Origin of the sequence: Aeoliella fuhlenseeensis (assembly GCF_052161615.1) — a bacterium.
In the GTDB taxonomy this organism is placed as follows: domain Bacteria; phylum Planctomycetota; class Planctomycetia; order Pirellulales; family Lacipirellulaceae; genus Aeoliella.
In genome coordinates this window covers 4,873,954-4,899,964 of the sequence record NZ_CP197417.1, presented here as the reverse complement: position 1 = coordinate 4,899,964, position 26,011 = coordinate 4,873,954, and the positions used below count along the sequence as shown (strand labels likewise).

Below are 26,011 nucleotides of genomic sequence, written 5' to 3'. Positions count from 1 at the left end.
CGTGATGATCACAGCCAGCTCTTGAGTTGCTTGAGATCCGTGGCGAGGGCTGCGAGGTTGGCCTCGGCATCCGCGCGCTGCAAGTACTCGACATGAATCGAGTAGGGACATTCGATGCCCGACTTCTCGTGCATCGCAAAAAACTTGGGATCGACGCGGCCTTTACCGAGCGGGACGTGCTCGGCGTTACGGCCCTTCCATTGGAAGTCTTTGACGAACACGGCACCCACGTGGGGCTTCATCAGGTCGTACTGCAAGGGCCACGACAAACCACCCTCGACCGTCGCGTGACGAATGTCGAAGGCGATGCCGATCTCTTCGCGCGGAATTCCTTCGAGCAGGTAGTGGACGTCCCAAATCGGAGCGCCGACGAAATTGCTGCCCGAGTGATTCTGATACACGGCGTTCAAACCTAAGTCGCGGTTGAGAGCGGCGAGGTCGCGGAGGCGCGGGCGGATTTCGTTGAGTTGATCCATCACGCTCCGACGAAGGTCGTACCGATAGAAGCCCATGCGGTACTGCTTGATGCCAAGGTCGGCCGCCGTGCGGAGCACTTTCTCCGTGAGCGGCTGATCGGTGCCGAGGACATCTGTGGTAATGATAGTCACGTCGATGCCCGCTTTGCGAACCGCTTCGACGTGTTTGGGCAAATCGACCTCGACCTGCGCAGGATCGACGTGCCCTCCATTGCGAACGGTCGATTCGATGCCGTCGAAGCCGATGGCGGCGATCCGCTCGCCCAGCTCTTCGTAGCCCAGTGACTGCACGAACTTCGTGAACGCCACGATGGGTGCCTTCTTCACGCGGGGCTCGGCAGCGCTGCCTACTTGAGCGGGCAACATCGCGCCCGCCGCCAGCGCCGCCGTGCCGTAGAGCATCTGGCGACGATCGAGAAGTGATTTGTCAGCCGGGAGGTTCGAGGAGTTGGGGGACATCTAGAAGCACTCCTACAGCGGGGAAGTGACCGCGAGCGAAACGCCACGTGCAGTGGCCAGTTGGGGCGCGGGGGGACCAGTAGTAACTACAAGGTGGCTGGTGGGTTAACCGAATTCAATCCGCATTTCCGGAATCGACTACCGAGAAGATAGTCGTCATGATGAGTTTTTTCCGGTATCCTAGCTTTAAACATAGCAAGGGGCGACCGAACGGTGGGCGTTCGTCGGAATCCGACTCGGTTGCTGACCATTCACAGGCGGTTCGTGATGTCCTCAATTCCCCACGTCGCGCTGTTGATCGAAACATCGCGCGAATACGCCCGCGGATTGCTCCGTGGGGTTGCCAGGTACCAGCAAGAGCATGGGCCATGGTCGATTTACTTTGAACCGCGTGGCATCGGCGACCCCCCGCCCGAGTGGATTTCGACCTGGAAGGGAGACGGAATCCTCGCCCGGATCAACAGCCAGAGCATGGCCGATACCATTCTGGCGACGGGGATCCCGGCCGTGGATCTTCGCGGAGCACTGCCGAATCTGGGCATCCCTTTCATCGGGGTCGACAATCGCCCCGTCGCCGAGCTCGCCTACGAGCACTTGCAGAACCTGGGGCTTCGCCATTTTGCGTTCTGTGGCACGCCTCGCGGCCAGAATCCGCACCAGGACAACCGCCACGACTTCTTCGCCGAGCTCGTAGTTCGCGATGGCCAGCCCTGCCACACGTGGCTTGGCGAGCAGCAAAAACAGCACGCGCCGACGTGGGAAGAGCAGCAGCAAGAGATCGCCATGTGGCTCAGCGGGCTCCCCAAGCCGGTGGGCATCATGACCTGCCACGACGACCGCGGGCAGCAGGTGCTCGACGCGTGCCGCCGCGCCGATTTGTCGGTGCCCGACGATGTGGCCGTGATTAGCGTCGACAACGATCCGCACCTGTGCAACCTCTGCACGCCGCCGCTATCGAGCATCGACGTGAACCCCAGCCGCATTGGATTCGCGGCCGCTGAGTTGCTCGGCAGGCTCATGCGGGGCGAGAAGCCCTCGCAGATGACGACGTTCCTCGGCCCACCCCGCGGCATCGCTGCAAGGCGGTCGACCGAAATGCTTGCGATCGACGACGCCGATGTGGCAGACGCGATTCGCTACATCCGCGAGCACGCCACGCAGGGCATTCGCGCGAGCCAGGTGGTCGCCCGCGCGGCGCAGGCCCCCAGCACGCTCGAGCGGCGGTTTAAGAAGACGCTCGGCCGAACCATTAAAGCCGAGATCACCCGCGTGAAGCTAAGCCGTGCGCGGCTCCTGCTTACCGAGACCGAGTATCCGGTATCCACCATCGCCGACCGCTCGGGCTTTGCCGAGGCAAAGTACTTCTGCGAAGTGTTCCGCAAGCATCACGGTGTGACGGCGACGGAGTACCGCCGGCGCTTCCGGGACGAGTAACCTTTCGGCTTAGTGGACCCGCTGGCCCACTTTGGCTCCGTCGTCGGGCGAAAGCACAAAAACTTCTTCGCCGCCGGGGCCGCTGGCGACGACCATGCCTTCGGACAAGCCGAACTTCATCTGGCGCGGGGCGAGGTTCGCCACGCACACGATCTGGCGGCCGATGAGTTTTTCGGGTTCGTAGGCTGCTTTGATGCCGGCGAACACCTGCTTGTAGACCCCGCCGCCGAGCGACAGCTTGAGCTTCAGTAGCTTCCGCGCCTCGGGCACCATTTCGGCTTCCACGACGCGAGCCACGCGAAGGTCGACCTTCAGGAAATCGTCGAACGTGCACTCGTCCGCCAGAGGCTCGGCCGCCAGGGCGTCCCCCGAGTCGTTCCATTTATCACTTGAGCCGGGGGCGTCAGTCCCCGGAGCGGCCCCTGGAGTTGCAGCAGCTTCGGTTTCGATCTTCGAATCTTCAATCATGGCGTGGACCTTTGTGGCTTCGACGCGTTGCATCATGTGTTGGAACTTGCCGACCGGCGTACCGGCGAGCGGGGTTTGCGATTGATCCCAGCGAGTGATGGGCTCGCCCAAAAGCTCGCCCGTCTGCTCAGCGAGCTGGGGAAGCACGGGGGCGAGGTACACCACGATCTGGCGGAACAGGTTAAGTGCTACGGTGCAGACATCCTGCATCCGCGCAGCTTGCGAGGCATCCTTGCGGAGCTCCCACGGTTTGTTTTCTTCGACGTACGGATTCGCACGGTCGGCGAGGGCCATGATCAGTCTCATGGCTTTGCTGTAGTCGCAGGCGTCGTAGGCCTCGGCGATTTCTTCACCCGCCTTGGCACCCGCTTCGAACAGTCCGCCATCGTCGGGATACTTCTTCGATAGCCCCGTCGTCTCGACGAACTTCGCACTCCGGCTCGCCAAGTTGACGACCTTATTAACCAGGTCGGTGTTCACTTTGGCGATGAATTCGTCGATCGACAGGTCGATGTCGTCGACTTTGCTGGAGAGTTTCGACGCGTAGAAGTAACGCAGGTACGACGGATTGAGGTGGTCGAGGTAGGTTCGCGCGGCGACGAACGTCCCTTTGCTCTTCGACATCTTCTCGCCATCGACGGTCAGAAAGCCGTGAATGTGCACCTTGGTCGGCAGCGAGTAGCCGGCCGTCTTGAGCATCCCGGGCCAGAACAGCGTGTGGAAGTAGGTGATGTCCTTGCCAATGAAGTGGTGGATTTCGCAATCCTCCGACTTCCACCAATCATCGAGCTTCTCGCCCACGCGGTCGCACCACTGCTTGGTCGAGGCCATGTAGCCAATCGGGGCGTCGAACCATACGTACCAGTAGTTGCCCGGCGAATCGGGAATCTCGAAACCAAAGTACGGGGCAGGGCGGCTAATGTCCCAGTCACGCAGCGGCTCGGGTTTATCCTTCTCGCCCAGGAAGTGGCCACGCAGATAGTTGGCAATCTCGGGCTGCAAGGCCCCGGAGTTCTGCGTCCATTCGTCGAGAAAGCCATGCAGCTTTTCGAGCTCAATAAATAGGTGCATCGCCTGGCGCACTTCAGGCGTGGTGCCGCTGAGCGTGCTGACGGGGTCGATCAAATCGGCCGGCGTGTAGGTGGTGCCACAGACGCTACAGTTGTCGCCGGGTTGGTCTTTCGAACTGCACTTGGGGCAAGTGCCACGAACAAAGCGATCGGCGAGGAACGTGTTGGCCTTGGTGTCGTAGAGCTGCTCGACATCCTGTTCTTTCACCAGTCCGGCGTCGCGGATCGACTTCCAAATCTGATTACACAGCTCGCGATTCTCGGGGCTGTTGGTGCTGCCGTAGTTGTCGAACTCGATGCCGAAATCGCCGAAATCGCGCTGGTGCTCGAGGCTGACGCGGGCGATGAACTCCTCCTCGCTGACGCCGGCTTTCTTGGCCGAGATCATGATTGCCGTGCCGTGGGTGTCGTCGGCGCAGAAGTACCGACAGTCGTGGCCACGGAGCTTCTGAAACCGCACCCAAATGTCGGTCTGCAGGTACTCGACCAGGTGCCCGATGTGGATCGGTCCGTTGGCGTAGGGCAGGGCGGAGGTAACAAGGATTCGACGCGTCGGCATAGGTGAAGCAGCTTCAGGCGAGCGGCGGCCGTAAGGCCGGTGGTGCATGGGAACAAAGCTGAACACGCCTTCAAATCGTGCGTGCTAGCGTCCCGCGATTGTACCGCGAGTTTCCGAAAACCACGAGGCGGACCCAAGCCACCGGGTTCACCTCAAAGCACTTACCACGGAGAGCACAGAGGGCACGGAGGAGGATTTTTGGAACACTAATCTGCGCTAATCTTCACTAATCGGCAACTAGGGATTTGACACTGTTTAGCAGGTAAAACGCGTTTTTTTCCCCGTGAGCTCTGTGCACTCTGTGGTTAACAAGAGGCTCCCAATCGCTACGGAGCTTTGAGCGTTCGAACCCATCGCAATGCTAGCAGGGGTGGTTTCAGAATGATCTTGTGAGATTCGTTAAAGTCGGCGACAGTGCCCGCCCGACAGCCGGACGACCCGATTGCTCGCCCGGCACGCACTACCCAGCCGTTGATGCTCAATAGATGCAAGCCGAGTGCCTCGCAGGATGCAAGGCGAAGCTTGCCTGCCCGACCCCGGGCAGAGTGAAGGCGGAATAAACACGGATTCCAAGGAGGGAACCGATGTCTCGATACTGGTCTACACCCACTCGTCTGTTCGCCATTCTTTTTCTGGCCGCCACGTTCGCGGCGTCGACCGCTTCGGCAAAGACCGAATTGTGGGTGTTCTCAAGCCCCTCATGCGGCCCGTGTCAACAACTTAAGCCGACGCTCGCCCAATTCGAGCAACAAGGCTATCCGATCCGCCAGATCGACATCTCTGTTCACCCGGCAATGGCTTCGCAGTACAGCGTGAGTCGAGTCCCCTGCCTGATGATGGTCGCGGACGGGAAGGAACTCACTCGCCAGCTCGGTGGCGACGGTAACACAATCGCTCAGATGTTCGCCGCTGCGGGAGTTACTCCTACTCAGCCGGCGGCTTCCGCACGATGGGCCGGACAGTCGCACGCGGCACCCGCACTTCCCCCACGTCCGCTCAATCATACCCAACACACCGAGCCCGCGGGCCAGCTTCCGCCGACCGACGGGATGGCCCGCCAACTGCTGGAGTGCAGTGTTCGCCTCACGGTGAGCGATGCCACTGGCAAGTCGTACGGCACTGGCACCATTATCGACACCCTTCAGCAGGACGCCCTGATTGTCACCTGCGGCCACCTATTCCGCGGCGAAGCCGAGAAGGGCGAGATCATTATCGAGCAGTTCGGCGTCACCGCCGAAGGACTTCGCGTGACCGAGCGTTCGCGGGGTCAATTGATTCACCACGACCTCGATCGTGACGTCGCGTTAGTGAGTTTTCGCCCCACCGGACCGGTGAAGAAAGCCCCCGTCGCCTCGCAGTTGGTCGAGAACGTGAACGACCGCGTGTGGAGTGTCGGCTGCGACCGCGGGGCTGACCCGACGGTGCGCAGTAGCCGCGTTACGGCGCTCGATCGCTATCACGGTGCTCCGAACATCGAAGCGGCTGGCGCGCCAGTGCAAGGTCGTAGCGGCGGTGGATTGTTCAATGCCAAGGGCGAGCTCGTGGGTGTTTGCTTCGCCGCTGACAACGAAGGGGACGAAGGTTTGTACTCGTCGCTGCCGTCGATCCATGCCGAGCTCGATAAGGTGGGTTTGCAACGACTCTATCGCGGCGGCGAAGCCATTGCTCAGACCGCTACGCCCGCTTACTACGCTGGCGAAGGTAACGCTCTGACCCCATTGCCACCGATGTCGCAGCCCGGTGTGGAGTTTCGCGGTCAGGATCCTGACTCCACTTTTCCTAGCCAGCCACCTGTAGCTTCGCCACCGAATAGCTTGCCGAGCCAAGCCTTCCCACCGATGGACTCGATGCCAGCACCGCCCGTCGCGGGCTCGCCTTCGGGCCAGGGAATGTCTCCCGCCGAACGGGCGGCCCTCGGCGAAATCGCGCGTCGTGCTAGCGAGTCGGAAGTGGTGGTGATCGTTCGCCCCCGCGACGACTCGGGCAACAGCGAAGTGATCCAGCTCGGCCGCGTCTCGCCCGAGTTCGTCGAGCAATTGCGGACGATGCACCGGTAGCAATTTATCCGTCCGGCCCTATCGCCCGCACCAAGCTTAAGCGATCCTCCATCGAGCTTGTCGCAACTGCGCACGAGGACTGGCAGCGATTTTCTCGTACCAAACAGTGACAAGTGAGCCATCCTTGAGCTGCACGGTCGACGGGTATCCGAGATCGAATCCCTTGCCGTCGCCGGATAGGATCATAGGTTCGCTCCAGGTCGCTCCTTCATCCGCACTGACGCGAGCCTGATTTCCATACGGTTTCCGCCGATGGCCATAGGTCATCAAGATTCGCCCATCGTTCAGTTGCAACAGGTGGGATGGCGAACCCCACACTCCGATGGAATGTGGTTCGGTCCAAGTTCGTCCGCCGTCGGTCGATTCGGTTTGGAGGGTCTCGCCTTCGTCGGTTTTGTTGCGATTGCGGATATGACAAACGATCTTTCCGTCCTTGCATTCGAGCGCGTGCAGCTCGATGTAGTTGAAGCGATCGCCCTCCATGAATTGGTCTCCCCGGCGGGTGGGGATGTCGGCCAGCCAGTTCCAAGTCGCACCATCGTCAGTGGACTCCAGGACTCCCATTCTCTTCTGGGGCAAATACCGAACGATGCCAGGGAAAATTAGCCGTCCGTCGCGCAATTGAGTTGGCCCGTGCGGACTGTGAAGCGGAATGCGCTGCCGCGCGGACCATGTCACGCCGCCGTCCGTGGAACGGAGCATGTAGCAGCCCATCTCCGACTGCCGTTTTTCGGTGGAAACGCGATCGCGGACGGCCCGCCATCGCTTTAGACGATCGTCATCCTTGGTTTGAGGTTCCTGGTCGAGTTCTTCTTCCCATTGATCGTTCGTGATGGTCGTGATCAGCAGCGAGCCCTTCGCGGTCTCGACGATGCCTCCATCGCGATCATCAATGGGACTATCGTAAATCACTTGGGGCCAGCTCCAGGTCTGGCCATTGTCCTTCGACCGCATTAGCTCCAGGCGTCCGAACGGGCAAGCATGTTCCTCTCGCCCGGAGTAGGCCAGAAGCAGTTCGCCATCGTCACGGCGAGTGAGCGTTGGCCATCCATGGTACTTGTCCTTTTCCCAGCTAATGACGCGAGTGTCCTGGATGACAGCTTTGGGAGTCTTAACGCTGGTGGCAGTCGCCATGCAGCGGGGCAGGGCGAGGGCAGCGGCGCCGGCGGCGATTCGTCCGACGAACTGACGGCGTGAGTGCGGCACCGCCAGTGAAATAGCGTTCGGCAATTGAGTCATGGCATGGATAGGCGATGAGGGCAGCTGGCCGAAGGACCCTCCCTACAAGAGGGAAGGCATGACGAGTCGTATTATATTTGGGCGCTCCATGCCCTACGAAGAAGTGGTTCGAAAACTAGGACGAGAAACGCCGCCCCGAATACCACGAACACTCCATCCGTCTCCAACCGACGTCGCTTTTCTGCAGCTTTATGTCAGGTTCTCCCAAGCCGAGATGCTTGGGGTGTCACTCGCGGTTTACGTAGTTTGCCGAGCAGCTCTAAGGGACCGCGTGGTAAATCTGGAGTTCGCTTCCGGGTCTTTGGGATTCTGCGAACCATTTAGGATGTAGACCGGCTCGCACATTCGTTACAAAGCCAAATCGCGTCACAATCGGCTGCGAGTAACCACATCCGGCGCACCCGTTTCAGCCGCACCTTGCTGGTAACGTAACTTTGACGACGGCCCCTGATCGGGGGCGATCCGTGGGGCTACGTTCCTGAACGAGTGTGGGTGTCGATGGTCGCGTTCATCGCTTTCATGGCGTTGCTGAATCTCAGCGCGGGGTACGTCCTTGGCGTGTACTTCGGCGTGTGCCCGGGCATTACCCCTTTGTCGTACGATGCCGAGGACGATGACGACGAAGTGCTCGGCCTGACGTTGTCCGACGCGCTGAGCCCGGTGGCACAATCGACAATTCAGAATAAGCCAACGCTCGAGGCCGACACCTCTGCGCCTGTCCCACCGAACCCTCAAAACGTCGCGACGATTCTCGCCGGGCTGGGCGAGTTCAAGGCGAAACTTGAGCAGGTGAGCGTGAAGCTCGCCTCGGCCGCCGAAGATCGCGGAACGATTGACGATTGTGCGGGCGAGATGAAGGTCGCCAACACCGAGTACCTCGAATGCACGGCCGAGGCGATTCAGTCGCTCAACGTGGCCGACGCGGCGGCATCGAGTGCTGGCGATCCGTTGCTACGCCAGAAACTGCAAGACCACAGTGCCGAAGTCCGCCGAGTGAACATCGAGATCGAAGGTCTCGCCACCGAGCAGGACATCGAGAAGGTCCGACAGATGCTGTTGGCGTCGTCCGATCAACTTACGCAAACCGCCGCCGTGATCGAATACACGCTCGGCGATGATGCTCCCCTGGGCGAAAGCCCCGTGAGTGAGTCTCCTAGGAGTGCAAGCCAATCGACTGAAGCCCCATCGACCGAAGCCCCACCAACCGAAGCCAAAGCAACCGAAGCCAAAGCAACCGAAGCCAAAGCAACCGAAGCCCAGACAAGTGATCTCCCCACGACCGAAGCCGTCGCCAACCGAGTGATGGGGGGGCTCGATTCGATGATGGCTCTTTTGGACCAAGAGATCGGCGAACGGGCCGAAGACCAGCCGCTTGTTGTTGCGAAACTCGCGATGAAACCGGCGGCAGGCGTCGCCGAAGGCAGTGCAGAAGACTTGCTGCGGGGAATTGCCTCGCTGGTGGCCTCGGAACTTGCCACCGGCCAGGCGATGTTTACCGATCCCGAGGGACAACTTGCCCTCACCCTCGCTGGCGACGACGAGCACACGGCCAGCGAACGTTGCGAGCGCATCCGCCAACGCGTGGCGAGCACCACGTTCCGTCAGGGGGAAGAGGATCTGATGGCCGACCTATTGTGCTCGCTCACCGACACACGCCGGGCCGTGGGCAGCAAAGATGTGCTGGGCCGGCTCGAGGCGGGACTCGCCAAAGCGGCTAGTCACGGGCCGGGCTGCACGATTTTCCATAACGGCGACTCGCTGACGATCGTCGCCCCCTCGGAACTCGATATCGAGCCGCAAGTGGTCGAGCTGTAGTCCTTAAGCCAGCTCGAATACGGCTTCGACCTCGACCGACATCCCAGCGGGCAGCGATGCCGCACCCACGGCACTGCGGGCGGCGATGCCGCAATCCTCGCCGAAAATGTCACGCATCAGTTCGCTAAAGCCATTGATCACAGCAGGGTGGTCGGTGAACTCGGGCGTGGCGTGCACCAGGCCGAAGGTCTTCACGAGGCGGGCAATCTTGTTGAGCGAACCAAAGTGGGCGATCAGCGTGGCGATGGTGGCGAGGCCGGTTTGGCGAGCGGCGTTGTGGCCTTCCTGGACGCTCAGCACGTCTCCCACACGGCCAGTGATCAGCGTCTTGTCGGACTTTAGCGGACCGTGTCCCGAAGTGTAGGCCAAGTTGCCCACGACGATCACCGGCTTGTAGAGGCCGATCGCCTTGGGGGCAGGGGGGAGTTCGAGGCCGAGCGATTCGAATTTGGCTTGGTAGTCCATCGTGATTTCCTTAGTGAACGCTGCTTATTCTGGTTTCTTGTAGACTTGTTGGGGATCGAACACCCGCTCGGCAACGACCCGCGATCCCTCAGGAGTGATTTCGCGGAAGAAGCAGCTCGGGTAGCCCTCGTGGCACGCGGCACCGCCGACTTGTTCGACTTCGAGCAGCAGGGTGTCGCGATCGCAGTCGATGCGGACGCTGCGGACATGCTGCACGTTGCCGCTCGATTCGCCCTTGCGCCAGAGTCCGCCACGGCTGCGGCTGAAGTACACGGCTTGGCCGGTGGCGAGCGTCTCGTCGTACGCCTCGCGATTCATGTAGGCCAGCATCAGCACCAGTCCGGTGCCCACTTCCTGCACCACCACGGGCACCAAACCATCCGACTTCTGGAAGTCGGGGCTGATGGCTTCGGGTTGGGTGGATTCGGACATAACGGGGAGGCGTGAGGGTTCGATTCTTCTGGCTTCGAGCATACCTGACGAGGCTCCGCCCAACTAGCGGCGGCGCAGGCCCTACGACCCTTGCCCAGCGACCGGCCATACCGGACATCGGGTCCGACCGGCAGCACCCGCGCACGCGTCAAGCGTCGTTCAATCCGAGGTTTTTCGGGCTGCGTGAAATCGTGTTCATTGGGTCTCCGATAGCATGGGAGAGCAGCACACGCCCGCCCTCCCGAGTTGGCGAGTGCTGCCCCCGCCTTCGCTCCCGCCCGTTCCACTCTCCTTCCCATCCTGAAGCAGGAGACCCTCCCGTGACTCGTAATCTCACCGTAGTGCTGCCCGTTTACAATGCCGAGGCAACGCTGTCGCGCGACGTAACCGAGGTCCTCGAAGTTGCGGGTGAACTGGCTGGACGCGTTAGGCTGTTTATCGTCGACGATGGGTCGATCGACGATACGTACGACACGGCGGCCGAGTTGTCGCTCCGCTACCCCCAGGTGCATGTCCTGCGTCATGCAGAACGGCGCGGGTTGGGCCAAGCAATCGAAGCATTGCGGGCCAAGGTGGCGGGCGACTTTGTGCTGGTTCACGACGGTGCATCGAGGATCGATGCCCTCCAGATCCGGCAGCTCTGGTTCGCCGAGCAATCGCGGGCAGCCTCGTTCTCGCCAGTCACCACCGTGGCCGCTGCGAAAACGAAGGAGCCCGTGTCGATCGACGACCTGCGATTCGTCTCGGCGATGCACGGCTCGATGGCCGCCGCGCACGCACGGCTCGCTGGGTTCCAGCGTCTGCTGGTGACGCCCATCGAATCGGCCGATCGGCAATTGACGCGTCGCGATCGCGAGCGTCGCAAGGGCGTCGGGGTGATTCCGCCGCTGCCCCGCCCCAACTTCATGGGTGCCTTGGCGAACTTCGCGCTGGGCGAATAGCCAAAAAGTGCTACGGTTCCCCGAATTTGGCCAACAAATTGCTTGCGGCGTAGAAAAATTCTAGAAATTTTTTCGTGCCCGATTTCGCAACAGCCAGCTTGCTCGCGCGCCGCACAATTCCACACTCGATAGCTGCGGCGCGAATCGCTACGTCTCATTATTGAACGAAGCGGATACGCCCTGTTTTTCCGCGGGTCGTCGACCCTTCTTATCGTGATTGCCACACTTATTTTCGCTACGTAGTATTGGAGCAGTGAGGGAGTTCTGAGGAACTAACTCGCTGTCTCGCAGGGTGCGAGACTACTACCGCAAGAAGCTCATGCCGGGCACGCGGTCGTCGGCATACGCAGCCTCGGAACGGGCTGTGCCACATCAGGCGGAACTAAGAGACGCATGGCTTTGCTTGCACCACCCTTTTGGTGCTTCTTTGGGATTTTGTGCGTCCCGTTCTCATTGTGGTGCGTACCAGTTGGGGCTGCTCGTGGGCTACGGCGCGATCTCGCTGCACGATGCAGGCGAATCATTGCTACCAACCCACCGGAGACCAGGGCCCGAGCGTTTCGGCTCGGGAAGTGCTTGAAACCTAGTCGGGAAGAAAACCTTCTCGGGAACAGAAGAAGGAGGCAACCAAAATGAGTGTTGCTGAAAACTGGGACACCACCACAACCAGCGAGGCACCGGTGTCAATCTCCAACAGCAAACGAGGCGGACCCCACCATCGCATCGCCGAAGTACGCCGTCAGCAGGGCGTCTCGGTGCGGAGCATCACTCGCAAGCTGGGCCTCACCGCCGAACAAGTTCGGCAGCAGGAAGACCCCTCGACCGACCTGTCGCTGTCGCAGCTCGTGGCGTGGCAAAAGGCCCTCGAAGTACCACTGGCCAATTTATTGGTCGATTCCGACGCACCCCTCTCCAGCCCCGTGCTGACCAGGGCCCGGCTGCTTCGGATCATGAAAACGGCTCAGGCCATCCGTGAAAGCTCGAAGGAGAAGGGTGTCGAACGCATGGCCCTGATGCTCGTCGAGCAGCTGCTTGAAGTCATGCCCGAGCTCAAAGACGTCACCGCCTGGCACACTGTGGGCCAGCGGCGCACCCAGGACGAAGTTGGCCGCATCGCCGAGCGACCCATCTCCGACACGTTCATCCAAGACGCGCTCCGCTAAGCCTGTTGCGGCACTTTAGCGAGTGCCACAAGCATCTGTGTTCCTGCGCCTCGTGTGGCACTCGCTTTTCCGACCCCCCGTGTGACAAGGGCGGTCGGTTGTGATTCCTTGCACTCATCGATACGGCACCGCTCCAACCGACCGTTCTTCTTATCTCTCCCCCGCTCCCTAGCCGTAGCCGGATTCGCCAGAATTCGAGGGCCTAACGGTCCCCGGAACTGCTGTGAATCCGGCTACTCTTATCTGGCGCATCGCGCCCTCCCCCATTCGGCGGACATTCATGCCACGCCGGCTCGAGATTGAGCTTGGCTTCGGACATCCGGCCTCCTATCGTCTGCCGATTATCGCCCGCGATCGCACTTTGGGTCTTGTCGCCCGCCCAGGTCGACCGGTACGATTAAGGGTTGAGTTGAGACCGAGTCTCATTAGTAATGGTCGAGTGAAGCCATGCCCGCCGATAAAATCTCGCTGTCGCCCCTTTCCGCCGCCCCTGTGGGCGGCGTGTTCCGCGTTTCGCGCGTCGAAGCCGAGTGCGACGACACCGCACGACTCAAGGCGATGGGCGTTTGCATCGGGCGTAAGTTGTCGCTGGTTCAGTCGGGCGATCCGCTGATTGTGTGCGTGGTCGGTTCGCGTGTCGGTATGTCGGCTCGGCTGGCCGAGACGGTTTACGTCGAACTCGAATGCCTCCCACCGGCCGCCGCCTGAAGCGAGTTCGCAACGCGATGAGCACCGCCACCCCTCCCGCCGCGGACAGTTCGCTTCCTATGGTAGGTAGTGCGCCATCGAGTGGTGGTGCGATCTCCGTCATTGCACTCGTTGGCAATCCCAATTCGGGAAAGACCTCGCTCTTCAATCGACTCACGGGCCTTCGCGCTCACACCGCTAACTTCGCTGGCACAACGGTCGAGCATCGCCGGGGCCGCGCGCGGCTCGCCACCCGCACGGTGGAAGTCGTCGACCTGCCGGGCCTCTACAGCCTCGACGCCACCACACCCGACGAACGCGTGGCCCGCGACATCATCATGGGCACCGGGCCCGCGAAGCCCGACGCGATGGTGCTGGTGATCGACGCCACGAATCTCGAACGCAATTTGTTCCTCGCCAGCCAGACGATCGAGGCCAGCCAGTCGACGGGCCGGCCGATGTTGGTGGCACTCAACATGATCGACCTCGCCGCGAAGCACGGCGTGAAGATCGATCTCGCCCAGCTCAGCAAAGACCTCGGCTGCCGAGTGCTCCCCGTTTCCGCTCGCACCGGCGAAGGCCTTGGCGAACTCCACACAGCAATGGAGAGCCTGCTCGGCGCACCCGTCAGTCCACCGGTCGAAACGCAGTGCGAGTGCTCGGGCTGCAGCGGCTGCGCCTTCTCGCAGCGCTACGACTGGGCCGAGTCGGTGGCTCGCCGCGCGGCGGGCGACCCTTCGGTCACGATGGGTAAGACCACCGAAAAGATTGACCGCGTGCTGACGCATCCGGTGGTCGGCTTGGTGGCGTTCGCCTCGGTGATGTTTCTCACCTTTCTGACGCTGTTCGTCCTTGCCTCGTTCCCGATGGAGTGGATCGAGATGCTCGTCGGCGGGGCGGCGGAACTGCTCAATCGCTGGCTCCCCGAGGGCGACCTGCAAAGCCTGCTCGCCGATGGCGTGGTCGGTGGGGTGGGTGGCATGCTGGTGTTCTTGCCCCAGATATGCCTGTTGTTCTTCTTGCTCGCGCTGCTGGAAGACTCGGGCTACCTGGCCCGGGCGGCGTTTGTGATGGACCGCTTGATGCAGCGCGTTGGTCTGCCGGGCAAAGCGTTTGTGCCGATGCTGTCGGCCCACGCATGTGCCATCCCGGCGATCATGTCGACCCGAGTGATCGAGGACCGCCGCGACCGATTGGTCACGATTCTGGTGCTGCCGCTGATGACCTGCTCGGCCCGCCTGCCCGTGTATGCCTTGGTGATCGCCCTGTTGTTTGCGAATAATTTGTTGATGGCCGCCGTGGTCTTTACGGGGGCGTATGCTCTGGGCATTGTTGCGGCGCTCGTCATGGCGTGGCTCTTCAAGCGAACCATCCTCCCAGGCGAGGCGCGGCCACTGGTGATCGAGCTTCCCAACTACCGCCTGCCATCGCTACGCAACGCCTTGCTGCAAACCTACGACCGCGCCATGGTGTTCATCAAGAATGCCGGCACGACGATTCTCTTGATCACCTTCGTCCTTTGGGTGGCAGCGACGTATCCGAAGACATCTTTCGAAGACCTTTTGCCCGAGCAGCAAGCAAGCGTCGAGCAACTAGAGTCCGCCGGCGATACCGCGGCCGCCGAGAACTTGCTGGCCGAGTACTCGCTGCAGCGTTCGGTCGCTGGGCGGGTTGGTAAAGCGATCGAGCCGGTGTTCGCCCCGCTTGGGTTCGATTGGAAGATGAGCATCGGCATTGTCACCTCGTTCGCCGCTCGCGAAGTCATTGTATCGACCCTGTCGGTACTTTACGGCATGGGCGAGGAGGGGGCAGACGACGAACATCGATCTCGGCTCACCGCCCAGCTCGCTGCCTCGACCCACCCCGATGGCTCGCCCGTGTTCACAATGGCGGCGTGCTTTAGTTTGCTGGTGTTCTACGTCCTCGCCATGCAATGCCTGCCCACGCAGGTCATCACCAAGCGCGAGACCGGTAGTTGGAAGTGGGCCCTGTTCCAACTCGGCTACATGTCGGTGCTCGCCTACACCGCCGCGCTGGTGACCTATCAAACCGCGTCGGCCTTTGGACTCGGCTGATCGGCGTCGCTCCTCTTGCGATGCTTGTTCCACAGTCGTTGCGCGAGACGCACGAACCCGAGAAACTGCGACTGCGAACCAAACGCACTCCGCGGCACAACGACAGCCGTCATGCTCGACTCATAAAAGAACGCGTGGTGGTCGGTGTGCTCGATGCGTTCGTAGCCCTCCCATCGCAGGAACGACTCGCCGTGCCTCAGTTGCTGACGAACGCCCTCTTGCTCAAGCGTCATCGTCCGCTCGCCTTTCATTTGATCGTTGGGACCTTCGTTCACGAGACGTCCTGCCTCGCGTAGAAGCGCTTCATCGATCACCGTTCGGCGTAGCGAACGAAGAAACCACCACGCAATCGTAACCGCGTATCCGAGGGCAAGTGTGCCAACCACTAGTGGGATATTGCCCATTACCGAGTAGATCAATAGTAGTAGTGGAGCGACCAGCACGAGCCCTCCAGCCGTCATCAAGTTGTTCCGTCGCGTCCGCTTGTCCGATGCCGACGAGTGGGTGCGATGCGACCAGAACGCGGCGATCGACTCGGCGGTGTGAGCGAATCGCACGCTCTGCGGCGGTTCGAGCAGCGGGATGTCGCTCTCCGCAACGCTGTGGTCGAGCGGCGTGCTGGCGGCGAAGGGATTCTGGAGTTCGGACATCGCGTTATGTCTAAAAAGTTGTGTGAAGTTTTCATGATAGCAGTCCAGCCCGTGCGTCGTCGAAATTCCCATACTCATCTGCTTCTGGTAGACTGACGTCACGCCCCCCGCCCGCCTCGCCATTTCAGGCTCCCGCCCCGTGTCCACCGACCATCGGCTTATCGATTGGATTCTGCGTGTTGGCATCGCCTTGCAATGCGCTGGCTACGCGTGGATGGTCGGCTGGTATGGCGAGTCGCCGTTGATGAGTTGGCTGTGGGAGCCTGGCGACGTTGGCGGGCTTGGGCTTGGCGAAGCGGTTGCCACGATAATCGTCCGCGTGGTGGGTGCGCTGCTGGCGATTGCCGCGGTGTCGACCATCATTCGTCCTTCGCGCGTCGTGCTCGCGGGCGTGTTCGTATTCCAAGTTGTCATCGCCGCGGCCGAGTGGCAGACGCACGATGGCTTTCCGCTCGATGTTACCGCGCTTGGCGATGGCCCTCTGCGATCGGCGGGCGACTCGTTCGCGCCGCTATTTCCGTTCTTCGCGTCGGCCGCCAGGATCGTCGCGCCGCTGGTGCTCATGGTCGTCCATTGGTCCAAATACCGAACCCTCCTCGGCATCGCGATCACTCCACCTAGCGAATGGTTGATGCGTGTGGGGCTGTCCCTCACCTTCGCGGCCCACGGGCTCGAGGCGATGCAGCAACGCGGCTCGTTCCTCGACATGTTGATCATGGCCGCGCGCAACTTGCTTGGTGTCCGCCTGCCCGAATCCATTGCCCAGAACATCCTGCTCACGATTGGCATCATCGATCTAATGCTCGCCGTGCTGGTGGTCACGCGGCGATGGCGCGGCGTGGTAGCCTACATGGCCGCATGGGGGCTGATCACCGCCATCGCCCGCATCGTGGTGCTCCGCTGGGATACGGGCTGGTACGAATTCGCCGTTCGCAGCTCCCACTGGAGCTTGCCGCTCGTGCTGTTTCTGGCATGGCGAGTCGCCATGAAACCCTCCGTGTTGAAGGAAGTTCAACGCCCGCAATTGCACAAAGGTTAGGAGCATTCGCGAGCACTCGCGGGCAAAAAAAGGCGCAACCATAGATCACGTTGCGGTATGTCTCTCTGTTCCCTCCGTTTCCTCCTGCTCAACTACTTCACTTTCCTACCACGTCGCGTTCTAACGTAATGTTGTAGATCACTCACGCAAGACAGGCAGATGAATTTACTACCAATGTCAAAGCAGGTACTGCGAAAGACTTCTGTTGGCGCACTCTGCTTATTCGTGGCGACGGCCGCTTTTGCGGCGGCAGCCGACACCGTGCCGCGTCATGTCCGCGCGATCTGGCACACCGATCCCGCGACTTCGGCCATCGTCTCCTGGACCACCACCGATCCCGGCAAGAAGAGCCAGGTGAAGCTCCGCGCCGAAGGTGCCGACGACTGGACGACCGTCGAATGCCAGCAGAACGACAAGTTCGATGGCAAGCTCCCCGACGGCAAACCAGTGCCCCACTTCCATCACACGACGCTCACTTCGCTCAAACCCAACACAACGTACCGGCTTGTTTGTGACACCGATGGCCAGGCGTCGCGCGAGTTCACGTTCGTTACGGCCTTCGCCGAAGATCAGCCCTTCGCGATTCTGTTCGGGGGCGACAGCCGGTCGGGCACCGACACTCGCAAGGACATGAATCGCATGATGGCCCGAATGGTCGAAGAGCAAACCGCCGCGGGGCGGCCTGACATCGTGGCCCTGGCCCACGGTGGCGACTACATCGCCGATGGCAAGGAGCTGGTCCAGTGGCTGGAGTGGCTCGATAACCACGAACTGACCACCACCCGCGATGGTCGGCTTCTCCCCATCATTCCCACGCGTGGCAATCACGATGGCGGACCGATCTTCAACCAGGTGTTTGCCTTCCCCGACCGCGATGAAAACTACTACGCCATCAATCTCGGCCCCGAGGTTCGCATCGCTACGCTAAACACCGAGATCTCTACCGGCGGCGATCAACAAGAGTGGCTCGCCGACGAGCTGGCCGCCGAGCGCTGGCAACATCGGTGGTACCTCGCCCAGTACCACAAGCCGGCGTTTCCTGCCGTGAAGATTCCGAGCGGGGCGCTCTCGCACTGGGTCCCATTGTTCGAAGAATACCAGCTCGATTTGGCGTGCGAAGCCGATGGGCATAACATCAAGCGAACGCCGCCGATTCGCAACATGCAGGTCGATTCGGCCGGTGTGGTATATATTGGTGAAGGTGGCCTCGGCGTCGGCCAGCGGACGCCGAAGACCAACCGCTGGTACCTGCGTGACACGGCGGAGCACTGCAGTGCGCAACATCACGTGCACCTGCTAGTGTTTCACAAAGACCGTATGGATTGCCGCGTTGTGTTGCAGGGGGGCAAAGTGTTCGACGAATTCACCCGCCCCGTCCGACCTCGGCCCGATAGTGCCAACGATGAGAAACGCGTCACCAACTAGCCGCCCCCTGCTCTACGCTTGGCTGCGGACCATCGTGGTCGTCGCCGTGGCTATGGTGGCGATCGAAACGTTCGTGGTGATGGGCGTCGTTATGCCCACGCGGATCGAAGGGAGCTCGATGGCCCCCGCGCTACTCGGAGCCCACGCCGACGTCGCCTGCCCGCGCTGCGAACGGTCGTTCGAAGTGGCCGACGATCAGATTCCACGGAGCCACCAGTTCTGGTGCCCCGATTGCGGCGAGCGGTTTGCAAGTAAGGTGAAGTTTATCGAACCCGGCGAGCGGATGTGGATCGATCGAGCTGGTGTTGCGGTCGCGAACCCCGATCGCTACGCCATCGTCGTTGCACGCTCGCCCGTCGAGGCAACAAGCCTCTGCATCAAACGCGTGCTCGCGTTGCCTGGGGAGCACGTCGACTTCGATCGTGGCGATCTGTTGATCGATGGCAAAATCGCTCGTAAATCGTTCGAAGACCAGATGCGAGTGCGTCAGCTCGTGCACGAAGAACGCAATGCACTTCGGCAATGGTCCAGCGAAGACAAAACCAGCTGGCAATGGTCCCCAAGTCCGGCCTGGCACCACAGGGGTCCATCCACCAGTTTGACCTTCTCGCCCGCAAACGCTTCTCCCGTCACCGACGAACTCGCCACCAACCAAACCCTTCCCGCCACGCCGCACGAAGTCACCGACTTGATGGTGACCTGCGACCTGACTCTCGAACCCAAGGCCACGTTGACGTTCGTCACCAAGTTTCCAAATGGCCAGCGCTTATCTCGCACCATTCGCGAACCTGGCGAGTGCTCCGCCGTGTGGTCGCTGTTCGATCAGCAGGTGATGCTGGCGATCGACGGCAACGTGGTGTGGAGCGAGCCGCATTCCGGTCCGTGGAGTGGACCGCCGCGGTTGTCGCTACTTGCCGAGGGACAGGTCGAAGTCCGCGACCTCACCGTGTGGCGCGACATTTACTACTACACCCGCCCCGTCGATCGATGGCCCGCCGAGGGCATGCGGTTGGGAGCGGGGCACTATTTTGTGGCCGGCGACAATCAGGCGGTGTCCGACGATTGTCGAAGTTGGCCGGGTCACGCATTGCCTCGGGAACTGCTAATTGGCACGCCAATTGGCGTGAAATAGCCGAATTCTGCACCAAACGCGGGCGATTCTCGCCTAGATTCCCTCGCCGCGAACGAATAGATTTGCGGTACCAAATTGCATCTACAACCACGGCGGTCGACGCTGTTCGGCTGACTTTGACGGGAAAATCGATGGCGAAGAAGAACAAACCAAAGTCGTCCGGTAGCATTCCTCTCCCGGTCGGCCGCAAGGACGAACCCGCCAAGCCCGCCAAACCCGTAGCGCCGCTCCACCCCTCGCACAGCGCGGCCCGCGAGACGTTCGAAGCGCTGGCCACGGCGTTCATTCTGGCGTTCATTGCGCGGACATTCATCGTCGAGCCATTCGTGATTCCAACCGGCTCGATGTCGCCCGCGCTGATGGGGGTTCACAAAGACCTCGATTGCCCGCAGTGCGGCGAGCGTTACCGCGTGAACGCGTCGGTGACGGCCCAGATTCGCGGCCAGGTAGCTGACGACGAGTGCATTGGCGGCATGTGCCCCATGTGCCGATACACGATGGCCTACGACGACGCTATTACTCGTAAGGTTCGCCTGCCCCGCGAGGCCCATGTGCCCGACATGTCTCGCAACGAGCGAAGCTACAGCGGCGATCGGATCATCGTCAACAAGTTCCTCTATTCGTTTGCTGAACCGGAACGATGGGACGTGGTGGTGTTCAAGTACCCGGGGAACGCCACGGACAACTACATCAAACGTCTCGTCGGGTTGCCTGAAGAGACGCTCAAGATCTTCGGCGGCGATCTGTTCGTCATGCCCGATGCCGAAGAGGAGTTCACTATCACACGACGTCCCCCGCGAACCCTCTACGCCATGCGCGAAGCGGTCCATGATACCGATCGTGATCCGGCGAACCTCCGCGAAGCCGGCTGGCCCTTGCGGTGGGATTCAGGTGACGGCTGGAAGGTGGATGAGTCGACCGTGGGCAATCGGCTTAAGCAATCGTACAGCGTGTCGGGCGAGGGGGAGCACTGGCTGAGCTACGTCCACACCCCACCGACCGACGCGGTTTGGCCAAGCATCGAACGGGGCGAGACTCTACCACCCCCCCAGCGCGAACTCATTAGCGACTTCAATCCGTACAACACGCGGATCACACCGAACATGGTTCGCTACTATGCCACGAAGGATCCCGACAATCCTTTCGTCGTGCCTAGCGAGTACCAGGGGCTTCACTGGGTTGGCGATCTCTACGTCGAAGTGGATGTGGAAGCGAAATCCGACGCCGGCGACTTGCTGTTGGAACTCGTCGAAGCAGGCAACAAGTTCCGCGCTACGATCGACCTCGCGACCGGTAAGGCTACGCTGTCGATCCGCAAGCATGGCGAAGCGACTCCCGTCACCGGCTTCGCACCAACGGCCAACACATCGGTTAGCGGAACGGGCAAGCACCACGTCATGTTCGCCAACGTCGACGATCAGTTGCTGCTGTGGGTGGACGACAAAGTTGTCAAGTTCGACGCCCCCACGGAGTACAGCTGGGACGCGCTATTTGGACCTCGCCATGACGCCACGCCGCAGACTTCGGACGAGGATCCAGGCGACCTCGCCCCCGCACGCGTGGGAGCGGTGAATGCTGATCTGGTGCTAAGTCGCCTCCGCGTCTACCGCGACATCTACTACATCGCGGCCCGCGACGTGGTGAATAGTGCCGTCACCGACCTCCCACCAGGCACAGATCCAGATGTGCTCTCGAACCCCGCGGCTTGGCGTGCGTTTGCGAATCGAAACGAAGAGCGATTCCCCATCGCCGCCGACCAGTTCTTCGTCATGGGCGACAACAGCCCTCAGTCGAGCGACGCCCGTCTGTGGAATCAGCTTCAGCCCACCAACCACGGCAACGCCCACAAACCAGGTGGCAACTACCTGGAGCGGCAACTGCTGGTGGGTCGGGCGATCAGCGTCGTGTGGCCCCATCCTTGGGACTACGTAATCCCGAGCTTCACGGACATGCGGCGGATTGAGTAAGCGAGCGTGGCGCCCGCGTGATGGCATTGCTAGCATTCATCGGCTGATGTTGGTTCGCAGCGGCGGATCGAGTACAAGACGGCTCGCTTCACTGCCGATCTCTCACCGCCTATCGCCCACTTTCGAATCATGTCGCTCCTCCAAGCCAAAGGATTGGTTAAATCGTACGGTCGTCGCCGCGTGGTGGATGGCGTCGGTTTCGAGGTGCACGCGGGCGAGATCGTCGGGCTCCTTGGCCCTAACGGTGCTGGTAAGACCACATCGTTTCGCATGACCTGCGGAATGGTCGAACCCGACGCGGGCGAAGTCCGCCTCGCCGGGCACGTGGTAACCGACTGGCCCATGTATCGCCGTGCCCGCGATGGTGGCATGGGCTACCTCGCCCAAGAGTCGAGCGTGTTCCGCAAGCTGAGCGTCGAGCAAAATCTGATCGGCATGATGCAGATGCTGGGCATGGACCGCCGCACACGCCGTCGCCGATGCGACGACCTGCTCGAACAGTTCGGCATCACGAAACTTCGCAAGAGTCGCGCGATGAGCCTCTCGGGTGGCGAACGCCGACGACTCGAGATTGCACGCTGCCTGGTTTCAAACCCTAAAATCATCCTGCTCGACGAGCCATTCACGGGCATTGATCCTGTGACCATCGATAACATTCAGGCCATCGTCCGCGATCTTCGCGAGCGAGGCATCTCGATCCTGATCACCGATCATCAGGTACGGGAAACACTGGAGATCACCGATCGCAGCTACGTCGTTCGCAACGGCCAGGTTCTGTGCCATGGAACGCCTCGCGAAGTCTTGCAAAACGAAGAAGCCCGCAAGTACTACTTCGGCGACGGCATGGACGTCAGCCTCGGGGCCGCCTAACTGTCCAGTCCGCTGGGCCGACGCCCAGCGTTTCCTCCCGCACGGGTGTCTCCTCAGCGTGGCCATTGGCGATTGCGGAGGGCTATAATCGTTTAGCCCGCCAATTTCCCTTGATTCTACCTCCACTTGATACTGCGGTTACTCATGAGTCCTTTGGATCGTCGTTCGTTCCTCGCCGGCACTACGCTCGCTGCGACTGCCCTCACCGGTGCCACCCGTGCTCAGTCCGATGTCAACAGCACCATTCGCTGCGCGGTACTCGGCGTCAACGGGCGTGGCAAGGTTCATATCGATGCGATTCAGAATGTTCGCGGGGCGCAAGTCGCACTGCTCTGCGATCCCGACGCCAAGTTGCTCGCGCAGCGGGCGGCTGAGTTCGAGAAGAAGTACGGTCGCAAGGTTCTCACGGAGACCGATCTCCGCCGCGTGTACGACCGCAAGGACATCGACGTGGTGGCGATCGCCACACCCAATCACTGGCATGCCTTGTCCGCTATTTGGGCGTGTCAGGCCGGGAAGGACGCTTACGTCGAAAAGCCTGGCTCGCACAATGTGTTCGAAGGTCGCAAGATGGTCGAGGCCGCCGATCGCTACCAGCGCATCGTGCAGCACGGCGTACAGCTTCGCTCGAACCCCGTGTTGCAAGAGGCAGTGCAGCATCTTCGCGATGGTTTGATCGGCGATGTCTACATGGCCCGCGCGGTGATCTATCGCTGGCGGCCTTCGGTGGGCAAGCGCCCCGACGCCGCGGCTCCCGCCACGCTCGACTGGGACCTGTGGCAAGGTCCCGCGGCCGAACGCCCGTTCTCGACGCGTTACGTGCATTACGACTGGCATTGGCACTGGGACTACGGCAACGGCGATCTCGGCAATCAAGGAGTCCACGAAACCGACATGGCCCTCTGGGGTCTCGATGAAGGACTCCCCACCGAAGTCACCGCCATGGGTGGCAAGTTTCTGTGGGACGACGATCGCGAAACGCCCGAAGTGCTGAGCGCTCTCTACCGTTACGCGGGCTCCAACAAGATGCTGGAAGTCGAAGTGCGTCCTTGGTGCACGAATAGCGAAGAGGGAGTGAACGTTGGCAATTTGTTCTACGGCTCCAAGGGTTTCATGACGGTCAGCGACTACAACAGCTACCAAGTGTATCTGGGTCAGCGCCGCGAGCCCGGCCCAAGCGGGAAGTGGGGCGATCCGGTGCAGGCGCATTTTGACAACTTTTTCGACGCCGTTCGCTCGCGGGATGCCTCGAAACTCAACGGACCTATTGAGACAGGTCACACGAGTTCCGCGATTGCACACCTGGGCAACATCGCCTTCCGCGTAGGACGCCAGCTTCAGTTCGATCCTAAGAGCGAGCAGTTCGTTGGCGATACCGAGGCCAATGCGATGCTCACTCGCGAGTACCGTCACCCGTACGTGGTGCCCCAGCAGGTGTAGCTTCGCCTCGCTCCGCTGCCGCGAGCGCGCGGTCCATGTCGTGCTGCTCGATCTCGGTCGAAAGGCGATCGCACACGCGGCGGAACGCTTCGCCGTCCTCGCCGCCTCGTTCCGCTAAGCGTTCGTGACACTTGAGTACGTGACGGCTGAGTTCGGTGTTGTCGACGCGGTCCGGCTCGATGGCGAGCCACATCCCCTGAATTGCGGGTGACTCGTCGACGAAGTCGAAGTACTTGTGCAGCGACGATGTGCTGAAGAGTTTCACCTGCTGCGAGCGATCAGCGACGATGTCCATTCGCCGTCCACGTTGTTCGGCGAGTTTCCTCACGCCGATCAAGCAGCCGAGCATGGTGCTGTCGAGGTACTCGCACTCGGCGAGATCCCAGACGAGCGCCCCAGAGGCGAGTGCGGCTTCGGCGGCGCTGCGAAGGGCGGGGCTCTCCCGCATCGTCGCTCGACCTTCGATGCGTATCACCGACCCCGTACGGGCCCTGCCCAAAAGCATGCGGTCTTCCATCACAACGGCCCTCCACCTGAAGATTGCGTTCCAATCCACTGCGGTGCACCACCTGCAGGATACCGCTTTCGAAGTGTGATTTCCAGGATCTTTTTGCTTGCTTTGACCTTCTTTGGGAAGTTGCGAATCAGATCGTTGGGAAAAAATGGGTACAATAGTGACCAACTATCTCGGCACCTCCACTCGCCAGGCGGCACGTAAGACAGCATGCAAAACTCCTTTCTTTATCGGTTGGTGCTTGCCGCCGTACTGGTTTCCGCTGCGGGTCTGTTGCACGCGGCCTCGCGGCCGAACGTGGTGGTGGTGTTTGTGGACGACATGGGGTGGAGCGATGTCTCCGCGTTTGGCGGTACGCGTGCTGTCACCGAGAACATCGATCGCCTCGCCAAGGAGGGGCACCGCTTCACGCAGTTCTACGTCAACTCGCCCATTTGCTCTCCGTCTCGTGTTGCACTCACCACGGGGCAGTATCCTCAGCGATGGCGGGTGAATTCGTACCTTGCGAATCGCAAAGAGAATGACCGCCGCGGCGTTGCTCAGTGGCTCGATCCGTCAGCACCTGTTCTCGCCCGCGAGCTTCAAAAGGCTGGCTACCGCACGGGGCACTTTGGCAAGTGGCACATGGGGGGCCAGCGCGACGTGGACGATGCGCCCGCGATCTCTGAGTATGGCTTCGACCAAAGCCTTACGAACTTCGAAGGCATGGGAGCGAAGTTGTTGCCGATCGTGCACGATCCTAAGTGGGCGGAACCTCGCAAGATTTGGGAAGACGCCGTGAATCTCGGCGAGCCCGTTACTTGGACTCCGCGGTGGGAGATCACGGGCGGCTTCGTCAATGCAGCAATCAAATTCATCGACGCGAGCGAACAAGCGGACGAGCCGTTCTACATCAACGTCTGGCCGGACGATGTGCATTCACCGTACTTCCCCGATCCGAAGAATTGGAAACCCAGGCAGCGCGGGCGTTATTTCCAAGTGCTCGACAGCATGGACGAGCAACTCGGTGTGCTGTTCGATCGCATTCGCGATGATCCGAAGCTCCGCGACAATACGCTGATCGTCTTCTGTTCCGACAATGGCCCGCAGGACTCGATTGGCGGTTCGAGCAAACCGCTGCGTGGTTGGAAAACGTGGCTGTATGAAGGAGGTACTCGCTCGCCCCTCATCGTGTGGGGTCCCGGGCTGCTCGACAAGAGCGTCACGGGTTCGACCAACGACGAGTCGGTCTTCAGTGCTATCGACCTCAATCGTTCGCTCTACTCGCTGTGCCAGGTTGACGTTCCCGAAGGAGCCAAGCTCGATGGCGAAGACTTAAGCGATGCAATACTTGGTCGTTCGAAGTCGAGTCGCGTGGCACCCATCTTCTGGCGTCGTCCTCCTGATCGACCTGGGTTTGGTGCGGGTTCGAAAGAGGACAATCCCGACCTCGCGATGCGCGAGGGGAATTGGAAGTACCTGGAAAACATCGGCGGCACGGATCGTCAGCTCTACGATCTCGCCAAGGACCCCAGCGAGAAGCATAACGTCGCGGACCAGCATCCCGAAGTGGTTGACGCGATGCACGCCGCGGTCGCCGCGTGGAACGACTCGCTGCCGCAGGACGCCAGCAATCCGGAGTGGCGTGGCTGAGG

21 protein-coding genes are annotated in these 26,011 nt (G+C 61.1%); 14 read left to right on the top strand and 7 right to left on the bottom strand.

The window, feature by feature from the left end:
* Window positions 1–8: 8 nt before the first annotated feature.
* Window positions 9–935, bottom strand: a complete 927-nt coding sequence (locus SH292x_RS19180) for a sugar phosphate isomerase/epimerase family protein (RefSeq protein WP_442482635.1) — start codon at window positions 933–935, stop codon at window positions 9–11.
* A gap of 267 nt (window positions 936–1,202) precedes the next feature.
* Between SH292x_RS19180 and SH292x_RS19175 the strand changes: the two genes are divergently transcribed.
* Window positions 1,203–2,369 (top strand): substrate-binding domain-containing protein, encoded by a 1,167-nt coding sequence (locus tag SH292x_RS19175; RefSeq protein ID WP_442482634.1) that lies wholly within the window; start codon window positions 1,203–1,205, stop codon window positions 2,367–2,369.
* Window positions 2,370–2,378: 9 nt separating this feature from the next.
* On the opposite strand, the gene metG is transcribed toward SH292x_RS19175, so the two are convergent.
* Complete coding sequence (gene metG, locus SH292x_RS19170) at window positions 2,379–4,466, bottom strand: methionine--tRNA ligase (RefSeq protein WP_442482633.1); 2,088 nt, start codon at window positions 4,464–4,466, stop codon at window positions 2,379–2,381.
* 584 nt (window positions 4,467–5,050) lie between these two features.
* Between metG and SH292x_RS19165 the strand changes: the two genes are divergently transcribed.
* The gene (locus tag SH292x_RS19165; RefSeq protein WP_442482632.1) at window positions 5,051–6,523 is read left to right on the top strand and encodes a trypsin-like peptidase domain-containing protein; all 1,473 of its coding nucleotides are present in this window, start codon (window positions 5,051–5,053) and stop codon (window positions 6,521–6,523) included.
* A 36-nt stretch (window positions 6,524–6,559) separates the two neighbouring features.
* Here SH292x_RS19165 and SH292x_RS19160 read toward each other — a convergent pair whose 3' ends face one another.
* Complete coding sequence (locus tag SH292x_RS19160; RefSeq protein WP_442482631.1) at window positions 6,560–7,762, bottom strand: sialidase family protein; 1,203 nt, start codon at window positions 7,760–7,762, stop codon at window positions 6,560–6,562.
* Window positions 7,763–8,260: 498 nt separating this feature from the next.
* On the opposite strand from SH292x_RS19160, the gene SH292x_RS19155 reads away from it, so the two are divergent.
* Window positions 8,261–9,577, top strand: coding sequence for a hypothetical protein (locus SH292x_RS19155; RefSeq protein WP_442482630.1), 1,317 nt, complete (start codon window positions 8,261–8,263; stop codon window positions 9,575–9,577).
* Between the two features lie 3 nt (window positions 9,578–9,580).
* Here the strand turns inward: SH292x_RS19155 and SH292x_RS19150 are convergent, their stop codons facing one another.
* Both SH292x_RS19150 and hisI read right to left on the bottom strand, forming a co-directional pair.
* Window positions 9,581–10,042 (bottom strand): RidA family protein, encoded by a 462-nt coding sequence (locus SH292x_RS19150; RefSeq protein ID WP_442482629.1) that lies wholly within the window; start codon window positions 10,040–10,042, stop codon window positions 9,581–9,583.
* A gap of 24 nt (window positions 10,043–10,066) precedes the next feature.
* Entirely contained in the window at window positions 10,067–10,474 is a 408-nt protein-coding gene (gene hisI, locus SH292x_RS19145) for a phosphoribosyl-AMP cyclohydrolase (RefSeq protein WP_442482628.1), read from the bottom strand.
* 320 nt (window positions 10,475–10,794) lie between these two features.
* Between hisI and SH292x_RS19140 the strand changes: the two genes are divergently transcribed.
* From SH292x_RS19140 to feoB, 4 genes are all read left to right on the top strand, one after another.
* Window positions 10,795–11,415, top strand: a complete 621-nt coding sequence (locus SH292x_RS19140) for a glycosyltransferase family 2 protein (RefSeq protein WP_442482627.1) — start codon at window positions 10,795–10,797, stop codon at window positions 11,413–11,415.
* A 632-nt stretch (window positions 11,416–12,047) separates the two neighbouring features.
* Window positions 12,048–12,578 (top strand): helix-turn-helix domain-containing protein, encoded by a 531-nt coding sequence (locus tag SH292x_RS19135; RefSeq protein WP_442482626.1) that lies wholly within the window; start codon window positions 12,048–12,050, stop codon window positions 12,576–12,578.
* 447 nt (window positions 12,579–13,025) lie between these two features.
* Complete coding sequence (locus SH292x_RS19130; RefSeq protein WP_442482625.1) at window positions 13,026–13,286, top strand: FeoA family protein; 261 nt, start codon at window positions 13,026–13,028, stop codon at window positions 13,284–13,286.
* 17 nt (window positions 13,287–13,303) lie between these two features.
* Window positions 13,304–15,340 carry a ferrous iron transport protein B gene (gene feoB, locus SH292x_RS19125; protein ID WP_442482624.1) on the top strand — a complete coding sequence of 679 codons (2,037 nt, stop codon included), beginning with the start codon at window positions 13,304–13,306 and terminating at the stop codon, window positions 15,338–15,340.
* On the opposite strand, the gene SH292x_RS19120 is transcribed toward feoB, so the two are convergent.
* Window positions 15,310–15,990, bottom strand: coding sequence for a YcxB family protein (locus SH292x_RS19120; RefSeq protein WP_442482623.1), 681 nt, complete (start codon window positions 15,988–15,990; stop codon window positions 15,310–15,312). The genes feoB and SH292x_RS19120 overlap by 31 nt on opposite strands.
* A 139-nt stretch (window positions 15,991–16,129) precedes the next feature.
* Between SH292x_RS19120 and SH292x_RS19115 the strand changes: the two genes are divergently transcribed.
* From SH292x_RS19115 to SH292x_RS19090, 6 genes are all read left to right on the top strand, one after another.
* Window positions 16,130–17,029 (top strand): hypothetical protein, encoded by a 900-nt coding sequence (locus SH292x_RS19115; RefSeq protein WP_442482622.1) that lies wholly within the window; start codon window positions 16,130–16,132, stop codon window positions 17,027–17,029.
* 174 nt (window positions 17,030–17,203) lie between these two features.
* On the top strand, window positions 17,204–18,454 hold the full coding sequence (locus SH292x_RS19110; RefSeq protein WP_442482621.1) for a fibronectin type III domain-containing protein: 1,251 nt from the start codon (window positions 17,204–17,206) through the stop codon (window positions 18,452–18,454).
* Window positions 18,432–19,586 (top strand): S26 family signal peptidase, encoded by a 1,155-nt coding sequence (locus SH292x_RS19105; RefSeq protein ID WP_442482620.1) that lies wholly within the window; start codon window positions 18,432–18,434, stop codon window positions 19,584–19,586. The genes SH292x_RS19110 and SH292x_RS19105 overlap by 23 nt, the downstream gene beginning before the upstream one ends.
* 131 nt (window positions 19,587–19,717) lie before the next feature.
* Window positions 19,718–21,553, top strand: coding sequence for a signal peptidase I (gene lepB, locus SH292x_RS19100; RefSeq protein ID WP_442482619.1), 1,836 nt, complete (start codon window positions 19,718–19,720; stop codon window positions 21,551–21,553).
* Between the two features lie 129 nt (window positions 21,554–21,682).
* Window positions 21,683–22,423, top strand: coding sequence for an LPS export ABC transporter ATP-binding protein (lptB, locus tag SH292x_RS19095; RefSeq protein ID WP_442482618.1), 741 nt, complete (start codon window positions 21,683–21,685; stop codon window positions 22,421–22,423).
* A gap of 144 nt (window positions 22,424–22,567) precedes the next feature.
* The gene (locus SH292x_RS19090; protein ID WP_442482617.1) at window positions 22,568–23,863 is read left to right on the top strand and encodes a Gfo/Idh/MocA family protein; all 1,296 of its coding nucleotides are present in this window, start codon (window positions 22,568–22,570) and stop codon (window positions 23,861–23,863) included.
* On the opposite strand, the gene SH292x_RS19085 is transcribed toward SH292x_RS19090, so the two are convergent.
* Window positions 23,817–24,368 carry an STAS domain-containing protein gene (locus SH292x_RS19085; RefSeq protein WP_442482616.1) on the bottom strand — a complete coding sequence of 184 codons (552 nt, stop codon included), beginning with the start codon at window positions 24,366–24,368 and terminating at the stop codon, window positions 23,817–23,819. The genes SH292x_RS19090 and SH292x_RS19085 overlap by 47 nt on opposite strands.
* 219 nt (window positions 24,369–24,587) lie before the next feature.
* Between SH292x_RS19085 and SH292x_RS19080 the strand changes: the two genes are divergently transcribed.
* The gene (locus tag SH292x_RS19080; protein WP_442482615.1) at window positions 24,588–26,009 is read left to right on the top strand and encodes a sulfatase-like hydrolase/transferase; all 1,422 of its coding nucleotides are present in this window, start codon (window positions 24,588–24,590) and stop codon (window positions 26,007–26,009) included.
* Window positions 26,010–26,011: the final 2 nt, after the last annotated feature.

Bases quoted from the DNA above. Each gene is read 5' to 3' on its own strand.
- SH292x_RS19180 (WP_442482635.1), bottom strand. From the start codon at position 935: ATGTCCCCCAACTCCTCGAACCTCCCGGCTGACAAATCACTTCTCGAT.
- SH292x_RS19175 (WP_442482634.1), top strand. From the start codon at position 1,203: ATGTCCTCAATTCCCCACGTCGCGCTGTTGATCGAAACATCGCGCGAA.
- metG (WP_442482633.1), bottom strand. From the start codon at position 4,466: ATGCCGACGCGTCGAATCCTTGTTACCTCCGCCCTGCCCTACGCCAAC.
- SH292x_RS19165 (WP_442482632.1), top strand. From the start codon at position 5,051: ATGTCTCGATACTGGTCTACACCCACTCGTCTGTTCGCCATTCTTTTT.
- SH292x_RS19160 (WP_442482631.1), bottom strand. From the start codon at position 7,762: ATGACTCAATTGCCGAACGCTATTTCACTGGCGGTGCCGCACTCACGC.
- SH292x_RS19155 (WP_442482630.1), top strand. From the start codon at position 8,261: ATGGTCGCGTTCATCGCTTTCATGGCGTTGCTGAATCTCAGCGCGGGG.
- SH292x_RS19150 (WP_442482629.1), bottom strand. From the start codon at position 10,042: ATGGACTACCAAGCCAAATTCGAATCGCTCGGCCTCGAACTCCCCCCT.
- hisI (WP_442482628.1), bottom strand. From the start codon at position 10,474: ATGTCCGAATCCACCCAACCCGAAGCCATCAGCCCCGACTTCCAGAAG.
- SH292x_RS19135 (WP_442482626.1), top strand. From the start codon at position 12,048: ATGAGTGTTGCTGAAAACTGGGACACCACCACAACCAGCGAGGCACCG.
- SH292x_RS19130 (WP_442482625.1), top strand. From the start codon at position 13,026: ATGCCCGCCGATAAAATCTCGCTGTCGCCCCTTTCCGCCGCCCCTGTG.
- feoB (WP_442482624.1), top strand. From the start codon at position 13,304: ATGAGCACCGCCACCCCTCCCGCCGCGGACAGTTCGCTTCCTATGGTA.
- SH292x_RS19120 (WP_442482623.1), bottom strand. From the start codon at position 15,990: ATGTCCGAACTCCAGAATCCCTTCGCCGCCAGCACGCCGCTCGACCAC.
- SH292x_RS19110 (WP_442482621.1), top strand. From the start codon at position 17,204: ATGTCAAAGCAGGTACTGCGAAAGACTTCTGTTGGCGCACTCTGCTTA.
- SH292x_RS19105 (WP_442482620.1), top strand. From the start codon at position 18,432: ATGAGAAACGCGTCACCAACTAGCCGCCCCCTGCTCTACGCTTGGCTG.
- lepB (WP_442482619.1), top strand. From the start codon at position 19,718: ATGGCGAAGAAGAACAAACCAAAGTCGTCCGGTAGCATTCCTCTCCCG.
- lptB (WP_442482618.1), top strand. From the start codon at position 21,683: ATGTCGCTCCTCCAAGCCAAAGGATTGGTTAAATCGTACGGTCGTCGC.
- SH292x_RS19090 (WP_442482617.1), top strand. From the start codon at position 22,568: ATGAGTCCTTTGGATCGTCGTTCGTTCCTCGCCGGCACTACGCTCGCT.
- SH292x_RS19085 (WP_442482616.1), bottom strand. From the start codon at position 24,368: ATGCTTTTGGGCAGGGCCCGTACGGGGTCGGTGATACGCATCGAAGGT.
- SH292x_RS19080 (WP_442482615.1), top strand. From the start codon at position 24,588: ATGCAAAACTCCTTTCTTTATCGGTTGGTGCTTGCCGCCGTACTGGTT.